General features: G+C 71.0%; 20 protein-coding genes. 6 read left to right on the plus strand and 14 right to left on the minus strand.

Annotated features, from left to right (window positions below):
- Window positions 1-12: 12 nt before the first annotated feature.
- The 4 genes from HZZ00_RS30165 to HZZ00_RS30180 all read right to left on the minus strand — a co-directional run bounded on the left by HZZ00_RS30165 (window position 13) and on the right by HZZ00_RS30180 (window position 4,301).
- Window positions 13-1,416: a hypothetical protein gene (locus tag HZZ00_RS30165; protein WP_180329369.1), complete on the minus strand. Its 1,404-nt coding sequence runs from the start codon at window positions 1,414-1,416 to the stop codon at window positions 13-15.
- Window positions 1,406-1,954 (minus strand): DUF6114 domain-containing protein, encoded by a 549-nt coding sequence (locus tag HZZ00_RS30170; protein ID WP_180329370.1) that lies wholly within the window; start codon window positions 1,952-1,954, stop codon window positions 1,406-1,408. The genes HZZ00_RS30165 and HZZ00_RS30170 overlap by 11 nt, the downstream gene beginning before the upstream one ends.
- A 116-nt stretch (window positions 1,955-2,070) precedes the next feature.
- Window positions 2,071-2,703: a DUF6230 family protein gene (locus HZZ00_RS30175; protein ID WP_180329371.1), complete on the minus strand. Its 633-nt coding sequence runs from the start codon at window positions 2,701-2,703 to the stop codon at window positions 2,071-2,073.
- 623 nt (window positions 2,704-3,326) lie between these two features.
- Complete coding sequence (locus HZZ00_RS30180) at window positions 3,327-4,301, minus strand: tetratricopeptide repeat protein (RefSeq protein ID WP_180329372.1); 975 nt, start codon at window positions 4,299-4,301, stop codon at window positions 3,327-3,329.
- Window positions 4,302-4,511: 210 nt separating this feature from the next.
- Here HZZ00_RS30180 and HZZ00_RS30185 point away from each other — a divergent pair, with 210 nt between their 5' ends.
- Window positions 4,512-5,132, plus strand: coding sequence for a TetR/AcrR family transcriptional regulator (locus tag HZZ00_RS30185; protein ID WP_180329373.1), 621 nt, complete (start codon window positions 4,512-4,514; stop codon window positions 5,130-5,132).
- A gap of 6 nt (window positions 5,133-5,138) precedes the next feature.
- Here the strand turns inward: HZZ00_RS30185 and HZZ00_RS30190 are convergent, their stop codons facing one another.
- From HZZ00_RS30190 to HZZ00_RS30220, 7 genes are all read right to left on the minus strand, one after another.
- Entirely contained in the window at window positions 5,139-6,839 is a 1,701-nt protein-coding gene (locus HZZ00_RS30190) for a methylmalonyl-CoA mutase (RefSeq protein ID WP_180329374.1), read from the minus strand.
- Between the two features lie 104 nt (window positions 6,840-6,943).
- Window positions 6,944-7,282 carry a DUF3817 domain-containing protein gene (locus HZZ00_RS30195; protein ID WP_070027752.1) on the minus strand — a complete coding sequence of 113 codons (339 nt, stop codon included), beginning with the start codon at window positions 7,280-7,282 and terminating at the stop codon, window positions 6,944-6,946.
- A gap of 43 nt (window positions 7,283-7,325) precedes the next feature.
- Window positions 7,326-7,835, minus strand: a complete 510-nt coding sequence (locus HZZ00_RS30200; protein WP_070027751.1) for a MarR family winged helix-turn-helix transcriptional regulator — start codon at window positions 7,833-7,835, stop codon at window positions 7,326-7,328.
- Window positions 7,836-7,922: 87 nt separating this feature from the next.
- Window positions 7,923-8,570, minus strand: a complete 648-nt coding sequence (locus HZZ00_RS30205) for a TetR/AcrR family transcriptional regulator (RefSeq protein WP_180329375.1) — start codon at window positions 8,568-8,570, stop codon at window positions 7,923-7,925.
- Complete coding sequence (locus tag HZZ00_RS30210) at window positions 8,567-9,334, minus strand: hypothetical protein (protein WP_180329376.1); 768 nt, start codon at window positions 9,332-9,334, stop codon at window positions 8,567-8,569. The genes HZZ00_RS30205 and HZZ00_RS30210 overlap by 4 nt, the downstream gene beginning before the upstream one ends.
- A gap of 89 nt (window positions 9,335-9,423) precedes the next feature.
- Window positions 9,424-9,720 carry an MTH1187 family thiamine-binding protein gene (locus HZZ00_RS30215; protein ID WP_180329377.1) on the minus strand — a complete coding sequence of 99 codons (297 nt, stop codon included), beginning with the start codon at window positions 9,718-9,720 and terminating at the stop codon, window positions 9,424-9,426.
- On the minus strand, window positions 9,717-10,061 hold the full coding sequence (locus HZZ00_RS30220) for a DUF3817 domain-containing protein (protein WP_180329378.1): 345 nt from the start codon (window positions 10,059-10,061) through the stop codon (window positions 9,717-9,719). Before HZZ00_RS30220 ends, HZZ00_RS30215 begins: the two co-directional genes overlap by 4 nt.
- Before the next feature lie 168 nt (window positions 10,062-10,229).
- On the opposite strand from HZZ00_RS30220, the gene HZZ00_RS30225 reads away from it, so the two are divergent.
- From HZZ00_RS30225 to HZZ00_RS30240, 4 genes are all read left to right on the plus strand, one after another.
- Entirely contained in the window at window positions 10,230-10,862 is a 633-nt protein-coding gene (locus HZZ00_RS30225; protein WP_070027746.1) for an AIM24 family protein, read from the plus strand.
- Window positions 10,863-11,513: an AIM24 family protein gene (locus HZZ00_RS30230; protein ID WP_180329379.1), complete on the plus strand. Its 651-nt coding sequence runs from the start codon at window positions 10,863-10,865 to the stop codon at window positions 11,511-11,513.
- Window positions 11,510-12,322 carry an AIM24 family protein gene (locus HZZ00_RS30235; protein ID WP_180329380.1) on the plus strand — a complete coding sequence of 271 codons (813 nt, stop codon included), beginning with the start codon at window positions 11,510-11,512 and terminating at the stop codon, window positions 12,320-12,322. The genes HZZ00_RS30230 and HZZ00_RS30235 overlap by 4 nt, the downstream gene beginning before the upstream one ends.
- Window positions 12,323-12,414: 92 nt before the next feature.
- Window positions 12,415-12,891 (plus strand): MarR family winged helix-turn-helix transcriptional regulator, encoded by a 477-nt coding sequence (locus HZZ00_RS30240; protein WP_180329381.1) that lies wholly within the window; start codon window positions 12,415-12,417, stop codon window positions 12,889-12,891.
- A gap of 9 nt (window positions 12,892-12,900) precedes the next feature.
- Here HZZ00_RS30240 and HZZ00_RS30245 read toward each other — a convergent pair whose 3' ends face one another.
- The 3 genes from HZZ00_RS30245 to HZZ00_RS30255 form a co-directional block, all read right to left on the minus strand.
- On the minus strand, window positions 12,901-14,139 hold the full coding sequence (locus HZZ00_RS30245; RefSeq protein WP_180329382.1) for an MFS transporter: 1,239 nt from the start codon (window positions 14,137-14,139) through the stop codon (window positions 12,901-12,903).
- Between the two features lie 145 nt (window positions 14,140-14,284).
- The gene (gene meaB, locus HZZ00_RS30250; RefSeq protein WP_070027741.1) at window positions 14,285-15,241 is read right to left on the minus strand and encodes a methylmalonyl Co-A mutase-associated GTPase MeaB; all 957 of its coding nucleotides are present in this window, start codon (window positions 15,239-15,241) and stop codon (window positions 14,285-14,287) included.
- Window positions 15,242-15,278: 37 nt separating this feature from the next.
- Window positions 15,279-16,478, minus strand: coding sequence for an acetyl-CoA C-acetyltransferase (locus HZZ00_RS30255; protein ID WP_180329383.1), 1,200 nt, complete (start codon window positions 16,476-16,478; stop codon window positions 15,279-15,281).
- Window positions 16,479-16,627: 149 nt separating this feature from the next.
- On the opposite strand from HZZ00_RS30255, the gene mce reads away from it, so the two are divergent.
- The gene (gene mce / locus HZZ00_RS30260) at window positions 16,628-17,068 is read left to right on the plus strand and encodes a methylmalonyl-CoA epimerase (protein ID WP_180329384.1); all 441 of its coding nucleotides are present in this window, start codon (window positions 16,628-16,630) and stop codon (window positions 17,066-17,068) included.
- The last annotated feature ends 11 nt before the right edge of the window (window positions 17,069-17,079 follow it).

The raw sequence follows: 17,079 nt of genomic DNA on the forward strand, positions 1-17,079 counted from the left end.
CTTCGGGACCGGTCAGCCGGTCGTGTACACGTGCATCCCGGGCACGTGCAGGGTGCCGCCGAACTGGGCCGCCTGGGTCACCTTCACATTGGTGAAGTAGATCAGCGGGAGGTTCAGCGGGGGCGGGCTGTCGGGGCTGAACGTCATGGGGATCAGCCCGAACAGGTTGCCCGAGATCTTCTCGGTGTACATCACGGTCTTGCCGTCGCGGATCGTCGACGTCGAGCCCTTGGCGGCCTGGACGTGGTACGTCTTGCCGGTGAGCTTGTCCTCCACCGTCTGGTGCAGGTCGCCGATGTCGGTGCCGTCGGAGACCACGTACTTCAGCGCCTTCTTGGTGGTGCCGTTCGCCGCCCTGACCTCGACGATGCCCTGGTAGTCGGCGCCCTTCAGCAGCAGCGAGCTGGCGCTGAGGTACCAGGGGTCGTCCGCCACCGGCACCTGGTTGTCGACGCCGCCCTCGGCGGTGGTGGCCGCCGGGCAGTCCTCGGCCGAGGGGGTCGCGCTCGCCGACGGGTCGGCGCTCGCGGACGGGTCGGCACTCGCGGACGGGCTCGAAGTGGCCGACCCGGCCGCGTCCTTGACCGCCTTGCCCGCGCCGTCGGCCGCCTTGGAGACCGTGTCCGTGGTGTTCTTCACCGTGTCGCCGACCGTCTTGACGGTCTTGGACGTGGTGTCCTTGACGGTGTCGGTGAGCTTCGAGCCCGACGCCGAGGCGGACGGGGTCGCCGTGGGCGTGGGGCTCGCGGACGCCGTGGGGGTGTCCTTCGCGCCGCCGGTGAGGATGTTCCCGAGCGTGTCGCCGATGGTGCCCAGCAGCCCGCCGCCGCTCTGGCCCGCCGACGACGTGGGCGTCGTCGCACCGGAGTCCGAGCCGGCGGACCCGGAGGTCTCGGCCGGCTTCGGCGCGCTCTTCCCGGCCGAACCCGAGTCGGCCGAACCCGAGTCGGCCGAACCTGAATCGGCCGAGTCCGAGCCGGCGGAGCCGGAACCGGAGCCGGAGGACGACGAACCGGTCGTGTCCTTGCCGGAGTCCTTGCCGGCGTCGGTGCTCGCGGAGGGCGAGGGCGTCGGCGACTCGGACCGGTCCGCCGAGGCGGACGGCGAGGGCGAGGCCGAGGGGTCCTTGGCGTCGTCCAGCGCCTTCACGCAGTCCTTGTACTCGTCGGCCGTCAGGCTCTTGGCCGTGGTCGACGGGGACGGGCTGCCGCTGCCGCCGCCCGCCGCGATGGCGAGCGTGGAGGTGAAGCCCATGCCCATCAGCACGGCCGTCGGCATCGCCACGGTGGCTATCGCCTTGCCGGCCGGCATGTGGAATCTGGTGAACAGCGGCTTTCTGGGGGCCGCGTGGCGGGGTCCGGTTCTGGCGCGGGGCTCCTCCGTGTCGCTCCCGCGCGTCACCTCGTCAGCCGGCACTGTGCCTCCCGTTCGCCCCGTTGGCCGGGCTCGTTCCTGACAGGTCGGTCGGCTCGCCCATGCGCTGTTCCGGCAGCGGTGCGGTGTCGGGGGCCCCGCCCGCGGCGGGGGCCGCCCCGGCCGGCGGCTGCGGCTGCGGCGGCGCGCCGGGCGCCCAGGCCACGGCCATCGCCCCGCCGATCAGCGCGGACAGGAAGCCGACGATGAAGCCGCCGATGTTGGACAGCGGAATGGACACCAGCGCCAGCAGGATCGCCGCGATGCCCGCGAAGACCCGGATGTGCTGCTGGACCCAGAGGGTGATGCCGAGAACGATGAGCAGCACACCGATGATCAGGGAACTGGAGCCGCCGGGAGTGCCCATCGTCATCGAGAGATGGCCCAGCTGGAGGTGTGCGTACGGGAAGTACAGGATGAGAAAGCCGCCGAAGATGACGAGCACACCGGCCCAGAACGGACGCGTGCCCCGCCAGGCGCGGAACTGCTGCCTCCGGCGGGTGAACTGGCCGGGGTCGGCGGCAGGGGTCTCGGCGCTCATGGAAAACAGCTCCCTGGTGCAGCGTTGCTGTGGTGGTGATGTGTGCCGCGTGTGAAAACGCGGTCCAAGTGGCGCGGGCGGGGGCGCCGTCGGCTCCCCCGCCCGTCATCGAGTGCCTAGTAGCACTCGTGCGTGCCCGCCGAGACGGACATGTGCAGACCGCTGAGCTTGAAGGTGCCGGCCGTGGTCGCCCACGCCGTCTGCTTCACACCGGTCAGCGTGGCCGAGTCGGCCTGCTGCGCGAAGCCGAACGGGTTGGCCTGCTCCTTGCCACCCTTCATGCCAGGACCCTTGCCGGCGTCCTTGGCGGCAACACCGATGTCGATGTTCTTGAAGGTGGCGTCGGCGCTGAGGTCGTCGACGTCGATGTACAGCTGGCTGGCCTCGACCGGCTTGTTCGCGCCCGCCTTCAGCACGAGGCTCACCGAGCCCAGCACCGGGATGTTGGGCGTGACGACCGACTGGCACATGTTGGTGATCTCGGCCGAGTTGAAGGCCGAGACCGCCACCGGGTGGGTGGTCTGATCACCGCTGAGGGTGTAGCCGTTGTCGAGCGCGCCGTACTGCTCGAAGCCCTGACCGACCAGCTTGTCCGCGGTCACCTTGAAGGACTGACCGGACACGCTGAACGAGGCGGCGAGCGCACCCTGCGCGAGGGCGACACCTATACACGCCGTGGCGGCCACGCTGGGCACCATGACCACAGCGAACCGCTTCCATCTGGTCCCGCCACGCACCTGGGACTCCATATTTCCTCCTTCTCGGACGTACATCTCCTGGCCCGGTCTCGCCCACGGACGGCGGCTCAGCCGGGCAGGGATGGGAGAAGTGCTACGTCCTCGGGAAGGAGAGCGCCCGCGCTCGGCGGCGCGTACCGCGCCCGAATCACCGGCGATCACCCCCGAGCGACAACCACTGGTCGCGCCTGACACACATCACGCACAACCTTGCTGGACAGGCTTCGCCGGCCGGCGAAGACCCCCCTGCCCAAGACCCGGCGCCACTGCCGCCGGCTCTGCTCGGTGGGGACCCAGAGTCTCCCTCGCCCCGACCGGATGCCGGGGTACGGGAATGGACCGAGCGTCGCCGATCGTGGTGCAAATTGGCCGCCCGCACAAGGGGGTTCGTTACTGGCTAGTAACGGCCGGATAACCGAGAAACGTCCGCGTGATCTCGGAGCGCGACACTCGGTCGCATCACAGGGCAGAACAAAGCCGTTGATCCCTGTACGAAACCAGACAGATCAACGGCCTTGATTTACTCGGAGTAACAGCCGCCCCGATTACCAAGATTTGGTAAAGCGGAGCGGCCTCAACGCCTTGTCGGCAAACCTTTCACCCCGGCGTCACAGGCCGTGGCGTTTACGGACTGGTCAGAAAAGCGCCCGCGCCAGCGCCCGGCGGGCACCGACCACCCGCGGGTCCTCGGGGCCCACGACCTCGAACAGTTCGAGCAGCCGGCGCCGTACCGCGTCCCGGTCGTCACCCACCGTGCGCGTCACCGTCTCGATCAACCGCCCGAAGGCGTCCTCGACATGACCGCCCACCAGATCCAGGTCCGCGGCGGCGATCTGCGCCTCGGCGTCCTTCGGGTTCTCCGCCGCCTCGCGGCGGACCTTCTGCGGGTCCATGTGCTGCACCCGGCGGAGCAACTCCGCCTGCGCGAGGCCCAGCTTGGCCTCGGGGTGGCCCGGGTCGTCGGCCAGGACGTTCTGGTACGCGCGCACCGCGCCGTCCAGGTCGCCGGCGTCCAGGGCCAGCGCGGCGGCGTTCAGGGCCGCGTCGTACGGTCCCTCCGGCGCCTCGGCACCGGCGGCGGCGCCGCCCGGCTCCGCTTCCGGGTCGACGGTCAGACCGGTCAGGCCGAAGCGCTGCTCGGCGACCTGCACCAGCTGGTCGAGGGTCCCGCGGATCTGCTCCTCGCTCGCGGCCCCCTGGAACAGCGGCAGGGCCTGGCCGGCCACGACGGCGAACACCGCCGGGATGCCCTGCACCCCGAACTGCTGCATCAGCATCTGGTTGGCGTCGACGTCGATCTTGGCGAGCAGGAAGCGCCCGTTGTACTCGACGGCCAGCCGCTCCAGGACCGGGCTCAGCTGCTTGCAGGGCTGACACCACTCGGCCCAGAAGTCGATGACGACCGGTACCTCTGCGGAGCGCTGGAGGATCTCTCGTTCGAAGCCGGCTTCGTCGACGTCGATGACGAGATCGGCCGGGGATACGGCACCCGTGCCGCCCTGCCGGGCGGCTTCGGCGCGCGCCTGCTCGGCCTTGGCCTTGGCCTCCTGGGCCGCCTTCACCGCGGCGAGGTCGACCACGCCGCTCATGGACATGTTCCGTGGCTGCATGCGTCTATCCTCCCCCGATACCGCGTCTGAAGAAAAAAGCGTCGATGTCCGGCGCCGGGTCCCCACCCGCGCCGTGCCGTTCCGCCCGCGTACGTCCCTCGCGAGCTTTCCGCTACGACCCGTAGCGTAATGGCAATCGGCGGGCGAACGACAGCTCTTCCCGGTGATCTCCCTCACGGCCCCGCAGAACCCGCCGGTTATGGTCATGGGATGCAGAGCCGCACCCCCGCCAGCCGTCCCGGGCGCCCGCGCAGCGCCGCCGCGGACGCCGCGATCCTGGCCGCGACCAGGGAGGCGCTGGTGGAACTGGGGTGGTCCAAGCTCACTCTCCAGGACGTCGCGACCCGCGCCGGGGTTGCGAAGACCACCCTCTACCGCCGCTGGGCCGGCAAGAACGAGCTGGTCGTCGACGCCGTCGCGGAACTCTTCGACGAGCTGCGCCTGCCCGACCGGGGCAGCCTGGCCGCCGACATCGAGGGCGTCGTGCTCCAGTTCGCGGCGCTGCTGGACCGCCCCGAGTGCCGCAGCGGCCTGATGGCGGTCGTCGCCGAGTCCACCCGCGACGACCTGCTGCGCGAACGCATCCGCGCCTCCATCGTGGAACGTCAGAAGCGGCTGGTTCTGGAGGGCCGGGCCCGGGCCACGGAACGCGGCGAACTCCCCCCGGAGAGCGAGGACGAGGAGGAGGCGGCCCGCACCGTCGACCTCACCTTCGACGTGGTGGCGGGCGCGGTGGTGCACCGCACCCTGGTGAGCGGCAAGCCCGCCGACGAGGCGTGGGTGCGCAGCTTCATCCGGGTCCTGCTGCTGGGGCTGGCCGCCCCGTCCTGAGCCCGGTCAGAACCCCGCCGACTCCGTGTACGCCCCCCACTCCTCGCGCAGCACCCCGCAGATCTCGCCGAGGGTCGCCTCGGCGCGCACCGCGGCCAGCATGGGCTCGATCATGCCCGAGCCGTCCCGGGCGGCGGCGAGCAGTCCGTCGAGGGCGGCGCGTACGGCGGTGCCGTCCCGTTTCGCGCGGCGCTCGCCGAGGGTCCTTACCTGCTCCCGCTCCACCTCGTGGCCCACCCGAAGGATCTCCAGGTCGCCGGTGACGGACCCGGTGTGGGCGTTGACGCCCACGATCCTCTTCTCCCCCTTCTCCAGGGCCTGCTGGTGGCGGAAGGCCGACTCGGCGATCTCCCCGGTGAACCAGCCGTCCTCGATCCCGCGCAGGATGCCGGAGGTCATCGGCCCGATCGGGTGCCGTCCGTCCGGGTGCGCCCGCAGCCCCCGCTCCCTGATCCGCTCGAAGATCTCCTCCGCCGCCGCCTCGATCCGGTCCGTCAACTGCTCGACGTACCACGAACCCCCGAGCGGGTCGGCGACGTTGGCGACACCGGTCTCCTCCATCAGCACCTGCTGGGTGCGCAGCGCGATCTCCGCGGCCTGCTCGCCGGGCAGTGCCAGCGTCTCGTCCAGGGCGTTGGTGTGCAGCGAGTTGGTCCCGCCGAGCACCGCGGCCAGCGCCTCCACCGCGGTGCGCACCACGTTGTTGTACGGCTGCTGCGCGGTGAGCGAGACACCGGCCGTCTGCGTGTGGAACCGCAGCCACTGCGCCTTCTCGCCGCGCGCGCCGTACACGTCCCGCATCCAGCGCGCCCAGATCCGGCGCGCCGCGCGGAACTTGGCGATCTCCTCGAAGAAGTCGACGTGGGCGTCGAAGAAGAAGGACAGGCCGGGCGCGAAGACGTCGACGTCCAGCCCGCGGCTGAGCCCCAGCTCGACGTACCCGAAGCCGTCCGCGAGCGTGTACGCCAGCTCCTGCGCGGCCGTCGCCCCGGCCTCGCGGATGTGGTAGCCGGAGACGGACAGCGGCTTGTAGGCGGGGATGCGGGCGGTGCAGTACTCCATGAGGTCGCCGATCAGCCGCAGATGCGGCTCGGGCCCGAAGAGCCACTCCTTCTGGGCGATGTACTCCTTGAAGATGTCGGTCTGGAGCGTGCCGTCGAGCACCGACGGGTCCACGCCCTGCCGCTCGGCGGCGACCAGGTACATGCAGAAGACGGGCACGGCGGGCCCGCTGATCGTCATCGACGTGGTGACCTCGCCGAGCGGGATGTCCCGGAACAGGACCTCCATGTCGGCGGCCGAGTCGATCGCGACCCCGCAGTGGCCGACCTCGCCGAGCGAGCGGGGGTCGTCGGAGTCGCGACCCATCAGCGTCGGCATGTCGAACGCCACGGAGAGCCCGCCGCCGCCCGCGGCGAGGATCATCTTGTACCGCTCGTTGGTCTGCTCGGCGGTGCCGAACCCGGCGAACTGCCGGATGGTCCAGGCGCGGCCGCGGTAGCCGGTCGGATGCAGGCCGCGGGTGAAGGGGTACTCCCCCGGCCAGCCGATCCGCTCGAATCCCTGGTACGTGTCTCCGGGCCGGGGCCCGTACACCGGCTCCACCGGGTCCCCGGAGAGCGTGGTGAAGTCCGCGTCACGCTTGCGCGCGGCGTCGTAGCGGGCCTGCCAGCGCCGGCGGCCCTCCTCGATGGCGTGAGCGTCCATACCGTCGAATTTACTTGGACGTCCTAGTAACTGTCGACGGCAGACCGCCGTACGGGAACCCGTACGGCGGTGGGGGCACCGGCCGAGGGAGCGCCCCGGTGGGCCTACGCCTTGGCGACGGCCGGGGTGCGCTCGGCGACCTTGCCGTCCAGCTCCCGGCTGATCTTCCGCTCCACGAAGAACGCGGCGGTGGGGATCGTGCCCGCCAGCAGCACCCACAGCTGCTTGCCGACCGGCCACTTCGCCTTGGAGCCCAGGTCGAAGGCGAAGACCAGGTAGACGACGTACAGCCAGCCGTGGGCGATGGCGACGACGCGGGTCATGTCGGCCGCGCCGCTGATGTCCAGCCCGTACTTCGCGATCATGCTCAGGCACAGCAGCACCAGCAGGACACCCGTGGTGTAGGCCATGACGCGGTAGCGGGTCAGCACGCTCTTCTTCATGGAGTCGAGCGTAACCACCCGTTCCGGGAGATCTTGGCCGGGGTCACCCCTCGTCGAAGTCGAGCGCCGCGACCCGCAGCGGGCGGAACATCGCGAAGATCTCCCGGCACTCCTCCGCGTCGTACACCCCCAGGCCGAAGTCCATGGCCATCAGGTCGCGGGTGGCCGCGTCGACCACCTCGCGGCCCTTGTCCGTGATCACGGCGAGGGTGCCGCGCCCGTCGTTGGGGTTGGGCCGCTTCGCCACCAGGCCGGACTTCACCAGCCGGTCCACGGTGTTCGTCACGGAGGTGGGATGCACCATCAGCCGCTCGCCGATCTTGGACATCGGCAGCTCGCCGGCCTTGGAGAAGGTGAGCAGCACCAGCGCCTCGTAGCGGGCGAACGTCAGCCCGTACGGCTTGACCACCGCGTCCACCTCGGCGAGCAGGATCTGCTGGGCCCGCATGATCGAGGTGATCGCGGCCATGGAGGGCACGTTTCCCCAGCGCTGCTGCCACAGCTCGTCGGCGCGGGCGATGGGGTCGAACGGGAGGCTGAGTGGCTTGGGCACGTCATCAGACCCTACCGGCCGGTCATATGCCGGTCAGCTCCGTCTCGCCTTTCGGATGCCCGACGATCACCAGGCGCGCCCCGGCCCTCACCGCCCGGCCTTCCGCAGCCGGTGCCGCACCGCCCGCTGCGCCACAGGACCCAGCTCCTCCACCGCGGCCACCAGCGCCGCGAGCTGGTCCAGCGCGTCCAGCGCCGCCCGCGCCCCCGCCTCGTCGGCCCCCTCGTACAGCTCGATGCCGACGAAGGACGCGGCCACCGCGCGCGCGAGCCCGGCGGGGTCGACGAACTCGGCGAACGGCGTCGCGGCGAGCAACCGGGTGAGCACCTGTTCGATCTCGGCGATCCACAGCCGCAGCCCCGCCGCCGTCGCGGGTCCGAGCGCCGGATGGGTCGGGGCGCCCGCGAGGAGCTGGCCGAGGAGGGCGACGTGGCCGCCGTCCCGCTCGCGTTCGTGGATCTCGCGGCCCACGGCGAGCAGCTCGGACAGGGAGGTGACGGTGGCGAGCCGCTCCCGGTAGCGGGCGACGGCCTGCTCCGCGCCGTACCGGCAGGCGGCGGCGAGCAGCTCGTCCACGGTGCCGAAGTGGTAGAAGACCAGCGCCTGGTTGACGCCGGCCGCGGCGGCCACCGTACGGGCCGAGGTCTTGGCGATGCCCTGCTCGGTGAGCGTGCGCAGGGCGCCCTCCAGCAGCCTGGTCTTGGTCTCCCGGGCCTTGGCCGTCTCGGGGCTCATACGGGTGCCTCCGTGCGGTTCTGGAGGGCGCGCAGCAGGCGCGGCGCCCGGGTCTGGGTGGCGGGGGCGCGCAGACATCGGCGGGCGGCCGGGGTGCCCTCCAGCGGGGACTTGAACAGGGCGACGCAGACGGCGGCGAGCAGCAGCACCGGGCACAGGTAGGCCATGGCGGCGGAGAACGGGCCGAACAGGCCGAGCAGCGGCTCCAGGGCGCCGAGTCCGGCCAGGCAGACGGTGAGCAGCAGGACGCGCACCGCGAGTTCGGCGAGCCAGTTGCGCAGGGCGCGCTCGGGGGTGATGCCGCGCTCCAGCCAGAGCCGCAGGCGGTCGAAGGACCAGGCGGTGGCCCAGCGGAGCAGCGGGCGCACCAGCAGCCGGTCGACGGCGGCGCCGGGGGCTCCGCCGCGCGGGCGGTAGTCGTAGCCGGCCAGGAAGCGGACGCCCTGCGCGTCGGGGACGTAGCGCCAGTAGCCGGCACCCTCGGCGATCAGGCCGAGGGGGTGGGTGGAGGAGAAGCAGAGCGCGGAGGTGCGGGTGCCGTCGGGGCGTTCCTTCTCGCCCGCCGAGACGCCGGTGCCGCTGAGGGCGAGGAAGGGCGGCAGGCGCGCGGTGAAGTGGAACGGGCGCGGCTCTCCCTGGACGTGCGGGAGATGGCGCAGCTCGGTGACGAGCAGGTCCCAGCGCCGGTGCCGGGCGGGGTCCTGGGTGTGCGCCCACAGCTCGTCCAGGTCGGCGCGTATGTGCGTCTCCGTATAGAGACCCATGTGTTCCCCCACGTCAGGCCACCGTTTGAGCGAACGCTCAAAGGATCTTCCACACGAAGATACTCCCTTTGAGCGGCCGCTCAAAAGGGTCAGCCGGCGAGGTGCCGCTCCACGGTCTCCACCTTGGAGGTCAGGCCGTCGGTGACACCGGGGCGGATGTCGGCCTTGAGGACGAGCGAGACGCGGGGGGCGCGCTCCTCGACGGCGGCGACGGCGCGCCGCACGACGTCCATGACCTCTTCCCAGCTGTCGCCCTCGATCGAGGTGAACATGGCGTCGGTGCGGTTCGGCAGGCCCGATTCGCGGACCACGCGGACGGCGTCGGCGACGTACTCCCCCACGTCCTCGCCGACGCCGAGGGGCGTCACGGAAAAGGCGACGATCATGCGTTCACGACTCCTTCCTTGCGGGCGCGGGCGGCGATCACGGCGTCCTCGGCCTCGCGGCGCAGCTTGCGCTCCGCGAAGAAGCCGCCGGTGGGCAGCACGGAGAGGACGAAGTAGAGGGCCGCGGTACCGAGGCTCCACCTGGCCTTGTTCCAGGCATCGGCCCAGAAAAGAACGTAGAGGACGAAAAGGACACCATGGATCGCGCCCATCACGGGCACCGCGTTGAAGTCCGTGGTCCGCTTCAGCACCGAGCAGGCGAGCAGGACGATGAAGGACACGGCCTCGGGGGCGGAGACGAGGCGGAGGCGGCGGAGGGCGGTGGCGGTCTTGATGTCCACGGGTCACCTTCGGTGGGAGTTGCGAGGAGTGGCTGCCGATTTGTGAACGTACGCACAAGCGTCCCGCCATTGTGACAAACGGTGCCCGTAGGGGTCCGCTCAGGGTGCGAGTCCACCTGTGGGTGCTGTTCGGCCCACCCGTCGTGCCGATACGTTCCCAGCGTGGCGATGTTCCGATTGCAGGGCACCAGGGTGCTCGCCGTCGACATGACCGGGGACGCCGTGAAGGCGAAGAACGGCTCGATGGTCGCGTACGACGGGCAGATGTCGTTCAAGAAGCTCACGGGCGGCGGCGAGGGGCTGCGCGGCATGGTGACGCGGCGCCTCACCGGCGAGCAGATGGCGGTGATGGAGGTGAAAGGGCACGGGACCTGCTGGTTCGCCGACCGGGCGACCGAGATCAACCTGGTGAGCCTGCGGGGCGAGAAGCTGTACGTCGAGTCGAGCAACCTGCTGGTGACGGACGCGGCGCTGCGCACGGGCACCACGTTCACCGGGCTGCGCGGCGCCTCCCAGGGCAACGGTCTGTTCACCACCACGGTGGAGGGGCACGGGCAGGCGGCGATCATGTCCGACGGGCCGGCGGTGGTGCTCAGGGTCACCCCCCAGTACCCGCTGACGGTCGACCCGGGCGCCTACGTCGCCCATCAGGGCAACGTCCGGCAGTCCTTCCAGTCCGGTGTGACGTTCCGCACCTTCCTCGGGGAGGGCGGCGGCGAGGCCTTCCAGATCCGCTTCGAGGGGGACGGCCTGGTGTACGTGCAGCCGAGCGAGCGGAACACGATCGCGGGGGATCTGTAGATGGCCTTCCGGGAAGTCAACTCCAAAATGGTCGAGGCGACCGTGCTGCCCGGGCAGCGGCTGTTCAGTCAGCGCGGGGCGATGCTCGCCTACAAGGGGGACGTGTCGTTCACGCCCAACATCCAGGGCGGCCAGGGCGGGGTGATGTCGATGCTCGGACGCCGGGTGACGGGCGAGGCGACCCCGCTGATGAGCGTCGAGGGCAGCGGCACGGTCTTCTTCGGGCACGGCGGCCATCACGTCCATGTCATCCACCTCACCGGCGACGCCCTCTGCGTGGAGGCCGACCGCCTGCTCGCCTTCGAGGGCACGCTGCGCCAGGGCACGATGTTCATGGGCTCCCAGGGCGGTGTCATGGGCCTGGTCCGGGGCCAGGTCACCGGCCAGGGGCTGTTCACCACCACCCTGCAGGGGCAGGGCTCGGTGGCCGTGATGGCGCACGGAGGCGTCTTCGAGCTGCCGATCACCCCGCAGCGCCCGGTCCACGTGGACCCGCAGGCCTACGTCGCCCATCACGGCGAGGTCCGCAACCGGCTGTCCACCGCCCTGGGCTGGCGCGAGATGGTGGGCCGCGGCTCCGGCGAGGCCTTCCAGCTGGAGCTCAGCGGCAACGGCACGGTGTACGTCCAGGCCTCGGAGGAGAAGCTATGAGCGCGTACGGCGCCCCCGTGCCCGGGGGCCCGGTGGTGTACGACCCGATGACCCTGCCCGCGGACGACAACGTGAACAGCTACACGTTCTGCGTCGAGCTCAAGGACGGGCAGTGGTTCCTCCAGAAAGGGAAGATGATCGCCTATTACGGGGCGATCGAGTTCAACGGCGTCGGACACGGACGACTCGACCACCTCGTCCGCACCTCGTTCCATTCGCCACTGCACGCGAGCGACTGGGTCGTGGCGCAGGGCTCGGGCAAGATGCTGCTCGCCGACCGGGCCTTCGACGTCAACTCGTACGACCTGGACGACGGGAACCTGACCATTCGCGCGGGCAATCTGCTCGCTTTTCAGCCAAGTCTCGCGCTCAAGCAGTCGATCGTGCCGGGTTTCCTCACCCTCCTCGGAACCGGGAAGTTCGTGGCCGCATCCAACGGTCCGGTGGTGTTCATGGAGCCTCCCCTGCGGGTGGACCCCCAGGCACTCGTGGGCTGGGCCGACTGCCCCTCCCCGTGTCATCACTACGACCACGGGTACCTGACCGGAGTACTGGGCAGTCTACGTGCGATGACGGGCCTGGGCGGGGTCTCCGGCGAGGAGCACCAGTTCGAGTTCGCGGGCGCGGGGACGGTGTTGCTCCAGTCGTCGGAGGCGCTGATGACCGAGGTGGAGACGGGGGTCGTCCCGGCCGAACCGGGGGTTCCGGGCGGTGGCGCACCGGCACCGGGTGGACACGGTCCGCAATCGGGCGGCGCACCGCGCCTTCCCGGACAGCTCGGAGACCTCCAACGTCGCTTCGGGCTGTGAGCGGTAGTCTGCGGAGTGTGACGTCGAACGCGTGCGCACTGTCACACCACCCGAATTAGTTCGCCATTCAACTTCTTAGGTAGACTTCATTCATGGAGACCGAGACGGCCACGCGCTGGCTGACCGATGCGGAGCAGTGCGCCTGGCGCACCCACCTGGAGGTCAACAGGCTGTTGACGTACCAGCTGGAGAAGGATCTGCAGCCGTTCGGCCTGACGATAAACGATTACGAGATCCTCGTGAACCTGTCCGAGTCGGAGGACGTACGGATGCGGATGAGCGACCTCGCCTCCGCGACGTTGCAGTCCAAGAGCCGGCTCTCGCACCAGATCACGCGGATGGAGAACGCGGACCTCGTGCGCCGCGAGAACTGCGAGTCCGACCGGCGGGGGCTGTACGCCGTACTCACCGAGCACGGCCTGGAGACGATGAAGAAGGTGGCGCCGCACCACGTCTCGTCGGTGCGGCGGCACTTCATCGATCTGCTGTCCCCGGAGGCGCTGCTCGAACTGGACAAGGCCCTGAAGCCGATCGCCGAGCACCTGCGGGGACAGCGGGGACGTCCCTAGCTCACCAGCTCACCGGGGCGGGTGCTCCCCGGCCCCCGTGAGGTGCCGGGGAGCCCGCGCCGCTCGGGTGGTCCGGCCGCCGGCGGCCAGGGCGGCGGAGGCGAGGGCCGTCGCGCCCGTCACCAGGAAGCAGACTCCCAGCGGCAGTCGGCCGATCAGCAGCCCCGCCGCCAGCGCCCCGGCCGAACTGCCGCCGTTCACCCCCATGTTGACCCAGGCCCCGGCCTGGGTACGGGACTCCGGCGCGGCCAGTTCGTCCGCCGCCAGATACGCCGTCGTCAGGGTCGGGGCGATGAACGCGCCGGCGACGGCCAGCGCCGCGGTGAGCAGCCACAGGTTCGGGGCCAGGCCCGCCACCGCGATGACGCAGCCCAGCGCCACCGCGAAGAGCACCAGCCGCGCACGGGCAGGCGCCCGCCACGCCACCGCGCCGTTCACCAGGCCGCCCACCGCGCTGCCCGCCGAGACCGCGCCCAGGACCCAGGGCACGAGCCCGGTGTCGTACCCGTGCTCCGTGGCGAAGGCCATGGTCAGCAGCTCCACCGCGCTGACGGCCAGCCCCGCGCCCAGCGCCACGACGACCGGTGGCACCAGCCCCGTGACGGCGCCCCGCCGGCCGCGCGGCGGGGCGGGACGGGGGCCGGGCACCACCGGGGAACTCAGGAAGACGCTCGCGCCGCCCACCACGAGCAGCGCGCTGAACAGGACCCCCGAGGCCGGCGGGGCGAACCCGGTCAGCACACCGACCAGGACGGGACCGGAGACGAACAGCAGTTCCTCGGCGACCCCGTCCAGGCTGTAGGCGCGCTGCAACATCCGCTGGTCGGGGGCGAGTTCGGCCCACACGGCCCGCATGACCGGCCCCAGCGGCGGCGCGCACGCGCCGGCCAGCGCGGCGACCGTGGCGATCAGCGCCACCGGCGCCCCGGGGCGCCACGTCAGGACGGCCAGGAGGGCCAGCAGGGCGCCGTACAGCACCGCCATGGGCAGCACGGCCCGGCGGGCGCCGTGGCGGTCGCTGAGGGCGGCGCGCAGCGGCGTCAGGAAGACGGTGGTGGCGCCGAACAGGGACATCACCGCGCCGGAGACGGCGTAGGAGCCGGTGGCCCGGGTGACGGACAGCATCACCGCGAGCCCCACGGTGCCGTAGGACAGCCGGGCGGCCAGGGCCGCGGTGAAGGTGCGGCGGACGTGCGGAAGGCGCAGGACGGCGGCGTACGAGGGCCGCACGGGAGCATGCGTGGACACGCTGGAGTTCCTCTGACGGAGGCGGAAAAGGGGACGCCGACGTGCGCGAGTGCCGTGGTGTCACCGGCCTCGCGCGGGGCGCGCCCTATGCCAAGAGGAGGAACATGGGCTCAATCTACCCGTTCCGTCCGGAAGTTGGCCAGCGTCAGCCTTCCGTCAGGCCCGCGATCAGTTCGTCCGCCGCGCGGTAGGGGTCGAGTTCGCCCGCCGTGATCCGCTCCGCGAGCGCGCCGAGACGGCGGTCGCCGTGCAGGTCTCCGATGCGCCGGCGCAGGGCCGTGACCGCGATGGTCTCCACCTCGTGGGCCGCGCGGGCACGCCGGCGCTCGGCGAGGACTCCGCGCTCCTCCATCCACGCGCGGTGCTTCTCCAGTGCCTCGACCACCTCGTCCACGCCCTCGGCGCGGGCGGCCACCGTCTTCACGATCGGCGGGCGCCAGTCACCGGGCCGCCGGGCCTCGCCGAGGCCGAGCATGTGGCCCAGCTCGCGGGCGGTGGCGTCGGCGCCGTCCCGGTCCGCCTTGTTGACGACGTAGACGTCGCCGATCTCCAGGATGCCCGCCTTGGCGGCCTGGATGCCGTCGCCCATGCCCGGGGCCAGGAGCACCACGGAGGTGTCCGCCTGGGCGGCGATCTCCACCTCGGACTGGCCGACGCCCACCGTCTCGACCAGGATCACGTCGCAGCCCGCCGCGTCCAGCACGCGGATGGCCTGCGGCGCGGCCCAGGCGAGGCCGCCGAGGTGACCCCGGGTGGCCATGGAGCGGATGTAGACGCCGGGGTCGGAGGCGTGCTCCGACATCCGTACGCGGTCGCCGAGCAGGGCGCCGCCGGAGAAGGGCGAGGACGGGTCGACGGCCAGGACGCCGACCCGCCTGCCCTGCTTGCGGTAGGCCGCGACGAGCGCGGAGGTGGAGGTCGACTTGCCGACGCCCGGCGAGCCGGTCAGGCCCACCACGTAGGCGTTGCCGGTCAGCGGGGCCAGCGCCGCCATGACCTCTCTGAGCTGGGGGGACGCCCCCTCCACCAGGGAGATCAGCCGGGCCACGGCCCGCGGCCGGCCTTCCCTGGCCTGGGCCACCAGAGAGGAGACGTCCTGCATCACAGCTCCGTTCGCTTCACCGGCCCGACGGGGGGCCTCAGGCCTTCGGTACCCGCACGATCAGCGCGTCGCCCTGGCCGCCGCCACCGCACAGCGCGGCCGCGCCGGTGCCGCCGCCCCGGCGCTTGAGCTCCAGCGCCAAGTGGAGCACGAGCCGGGCGCCGGACATGCCGATCGGGTGGCCGAGCGCGATCGCGCCGCCGTTGACGTTCACCTTTTCCGTGGACACGCCGAGGTCCTTCATTGACTGCACGGCGACGGCGGCGAAGGCCTCGTTGATCTCGATGAGGTCGAGGTCGGAGACCTCCAGGCCGTCCTTCTTGAGGGCGTGCAGGATGGCGTTGGACGGCTGGGACTGGAGGGAGTTGTCCGGGCCGGCCACGTTGCCGTGCGCGCCGATCTCGGCGAGCCACTCCAGGCCCAGTTCCTCGGCCTTGGCCTTGCTCATCACGACCACCGCGGCGGCGCCGTCGGAGATCTGCGAGGAGGAACCGGCGGTGATGGTGCCGTCCTTGGCGAAGGCCGGGCGCAGCTTGGCCAGGGACTCGGTGGTGGTCTCGGCGCGGATGCCCTCGTCCTTGCTGAACAGGATCGGGTCGCCCTTGCGCTGCGGGATCTCCACCGGGGTGATCTCGGCCTCGAACAGGCCGTTCTTCTGCGCGGCGGCGGCCCGCTGGTGGGACAGCGCGGCGATCTCGTCCTGCTCGGCGCGGCCGATGCCGAGACGGATGTTGTGCTTCTCGGTGGACTCGCCCATGGCGATGCCCTCGAAGGCGTCGGTCAGCCCGTCGTATGCCATGGCGTCGAGCATCTCGACGGCGCCGTACTTGAAGCCCTCGCGGGACTTCGGCAGCAGGTGCGGGGCGTTGGTCATGGACTCCTGGCCGCCGGCCACGACGATGTCGAACTCGCCGGCGCGGATCAGCTGGTCCGCCAGGGCGATGGCGTCGAGCCCGGAGAGGCACACCTTGTTGACGGTCAGGGCCGGGACGCTCATCGGGATGCCGGCCTTGACGGCGGCCTGGCGGGCCGGGATCTGGCCCGCGCCGGCCTGGAGCACCTGGCCCATGATCACGTACTGCACCTGGTCGCCGCCGATGCCGGCGCGGTCGAGGGCGGCCTTGATCGCGAAGCCGCCCAGCTCGGCTCCGGAGAAGGACTTCAGGGAGCCCAGCAGTCGTCCCATGGGCGTACGGGCGCCCGCGACGATCACCGAGCGGTTCGTTCCAGAAGACATGAGGTGCGATCCCCTTCCAGCTGCGCAGAGCCGAGGAGTGAACGAGGGTTTACTTCGAATGTACTGAGCGGCACTCAGTGCCGTCATCGCTCTGTCGGTGTGATCGCGCGCACGTTGCGTAACCACCGCGGTGGCGCTGCACTGAAACCATGCTGACGCGAATCGACCACATCGGGATCGCCTGCCACGACCTCGACGCCACCGTCGAGTTCTACCGGGCCACCTACGGCTTCGAGGTGTTCCACACCGAGGTCAACGAGGAGCAGGGCGTGCGCGAGGCCATGCTCAAGATCAACGAGACGTCGGACGGCGGCGCCTCCTACCTCCAGCTGCTGGAACCGACCCGCGAGGACTCGGCGGTCGGCAAGTGGCTGGCCAAGAACGGCGAGGGCGTGCACCACATCGCCTTCGGCACGGCGGACGTCGACACCGACGCGCGGGAGATCCGGGGCAAGGGCGTCCGGGTGCTCTACGACGAGCCGCGGCGCGGTTCCATGGGCTCGCGGATCACCTTCCTGCACCCCAAGGACTGCCACGGAGTCCTCACAGAACTGGTGACTTCGGCGCCTGTTGAGTCCGCCGAGCACTGACCCCCGTACAT

Source organism: Streptomyces sp. NEAU-sy36 (assembly GCF_013423905.1).
In the GTDB taxonomy this organism is placed as follows: domain Bacteria; phylum Actinomycetota; class Actinomycetes; order Streptomycetales; family Streptomycetaceae; genus Streptomyces; species Streptomyces misionensis.

What these genes read in the sequence shown, in the direction of transcription:
- HZZ00_RS30215 (WP_180329377.1), bottom strand. Translation starts at nt 9,720, where the DNA reads ATGATCGTCGCCTTTTCCGTGACGCCCCTCGGCGTCGGCGAGGACGTG.
- HZZ00_RS30230 (WP_180329379.1), top strand. Translation starts at nt 10,863, where the DNA reads ATGGCCTTCCGGGAAGTCAACTCCAAAATGGTCGAGGCGACCGTGCTG.
- HZZ00_RS30185 (WP_180329373.1), top strand. Translation starts at nt 4,512, where the DNA reads ATGCAGAGCCGCACCCCCGCCAGCCGTCCCGGGCGCCCGCGCAGCGCC.
- meaB (WP_070027741.1), bottom strand. Translation starts at nt 15,241, where the DNA reads ATGCAGGACGTCTCCTCTCTGGTGGCCCAGGCCAGGGAAGGCCGGCCG.
- HZZ00_RS30225 (WP_070027746.1), top strand. Translation starts at nt 10,230, where the DNA reads ATGTTCCGATTGCAGGGCACCAGGGTGCTCGCCGTCGACATGACCGGG.
- HZZ00_RS30180 (WP_180329372.1), bottom strand. Translation starts at nt 4,301, where the DNA reads ATGCAGCCACGGAACATGTCCATGAGCGGCGTGGTCGACCTCGCCGCG.
- HZZ00_RS30210 (WP_180329376.1), bottom strand. Translation starts at nt 9,334, where the DNA reads ATGGGTCTCTATACGGAGACGCACATACGCGCCGACCTGGACGAGCTG.
- HZZ00_RS30190 (WP_180329374.1), bottom strand. Translation starts at nt 6,839, where the DNA reads ATGGACGCTCACGCCATCGAGGAGGGCCGCCGGCGCTGGCAGGCCCGC.
- mce (WP_180329384.1), top strand. Translation starts at nt 16,628, where the DNA reads ATGCTGACGCGAATCGACCACATCGGGATCGCCTGCCACGACCTCGAC.
- HZZ00_RS30175 (WP_180329371.1), bottom strand. Translation starts at nt 2,703, where the DNA reads ATGGAGTCCCAGGTGCGTGGCGGGACCAGATGGAAGCGGTTCGCTGTG.
- HZZ00_RS30170 (WP_180329370.1), bottom strand. Translation starts at nt 1,954, where the DNA reads ATGAGCGCCGAGACCCCTGCCGCCGACCCCGGCCAGTTCACCCGCCGG.
- HZZ00_RS30235 (WP_180329380.1), top strand. Translation starts at nt 11,510, where the DNA reads ATGAGCGCGTACGGCGCCCCCGTGCCCGGGGGCCCGGTGGTGTACGAC.
- HZZ00_RS30195 (WP_070027752.1), bottom strand. Translation starts at nt 7,282, where the DNA reads ATGAAGAAGAGCGTGCTGACCCGCTACCGCGTCATGGCCTACACCACG.
- HZZ00_RS30255 (WP_180329383.1), bottom strand. Translation starts at nt 16,478, where the DNA reads ATGTCTTCTGGAACGAACCGCTCGGTGATCGTCGCGGGCGCCCGTACG.
- HZZ00_RS30240 (WP_180329381.1), top strand. Translation starts at nt 12,415, where the DNA reads ATGGAGACCGAGACGGCCACGCGCTGGCTGACCGATGCGGAGCAGTGC.
- HZZ00_RS30205 (WP_180329375.1), bottom strand. Translation starts at nt 8,570, where the DNA reads ATGAGCCCCGAGACGGCCAAGGCCCGGGAGACCAAGACCAGGCTGCTG.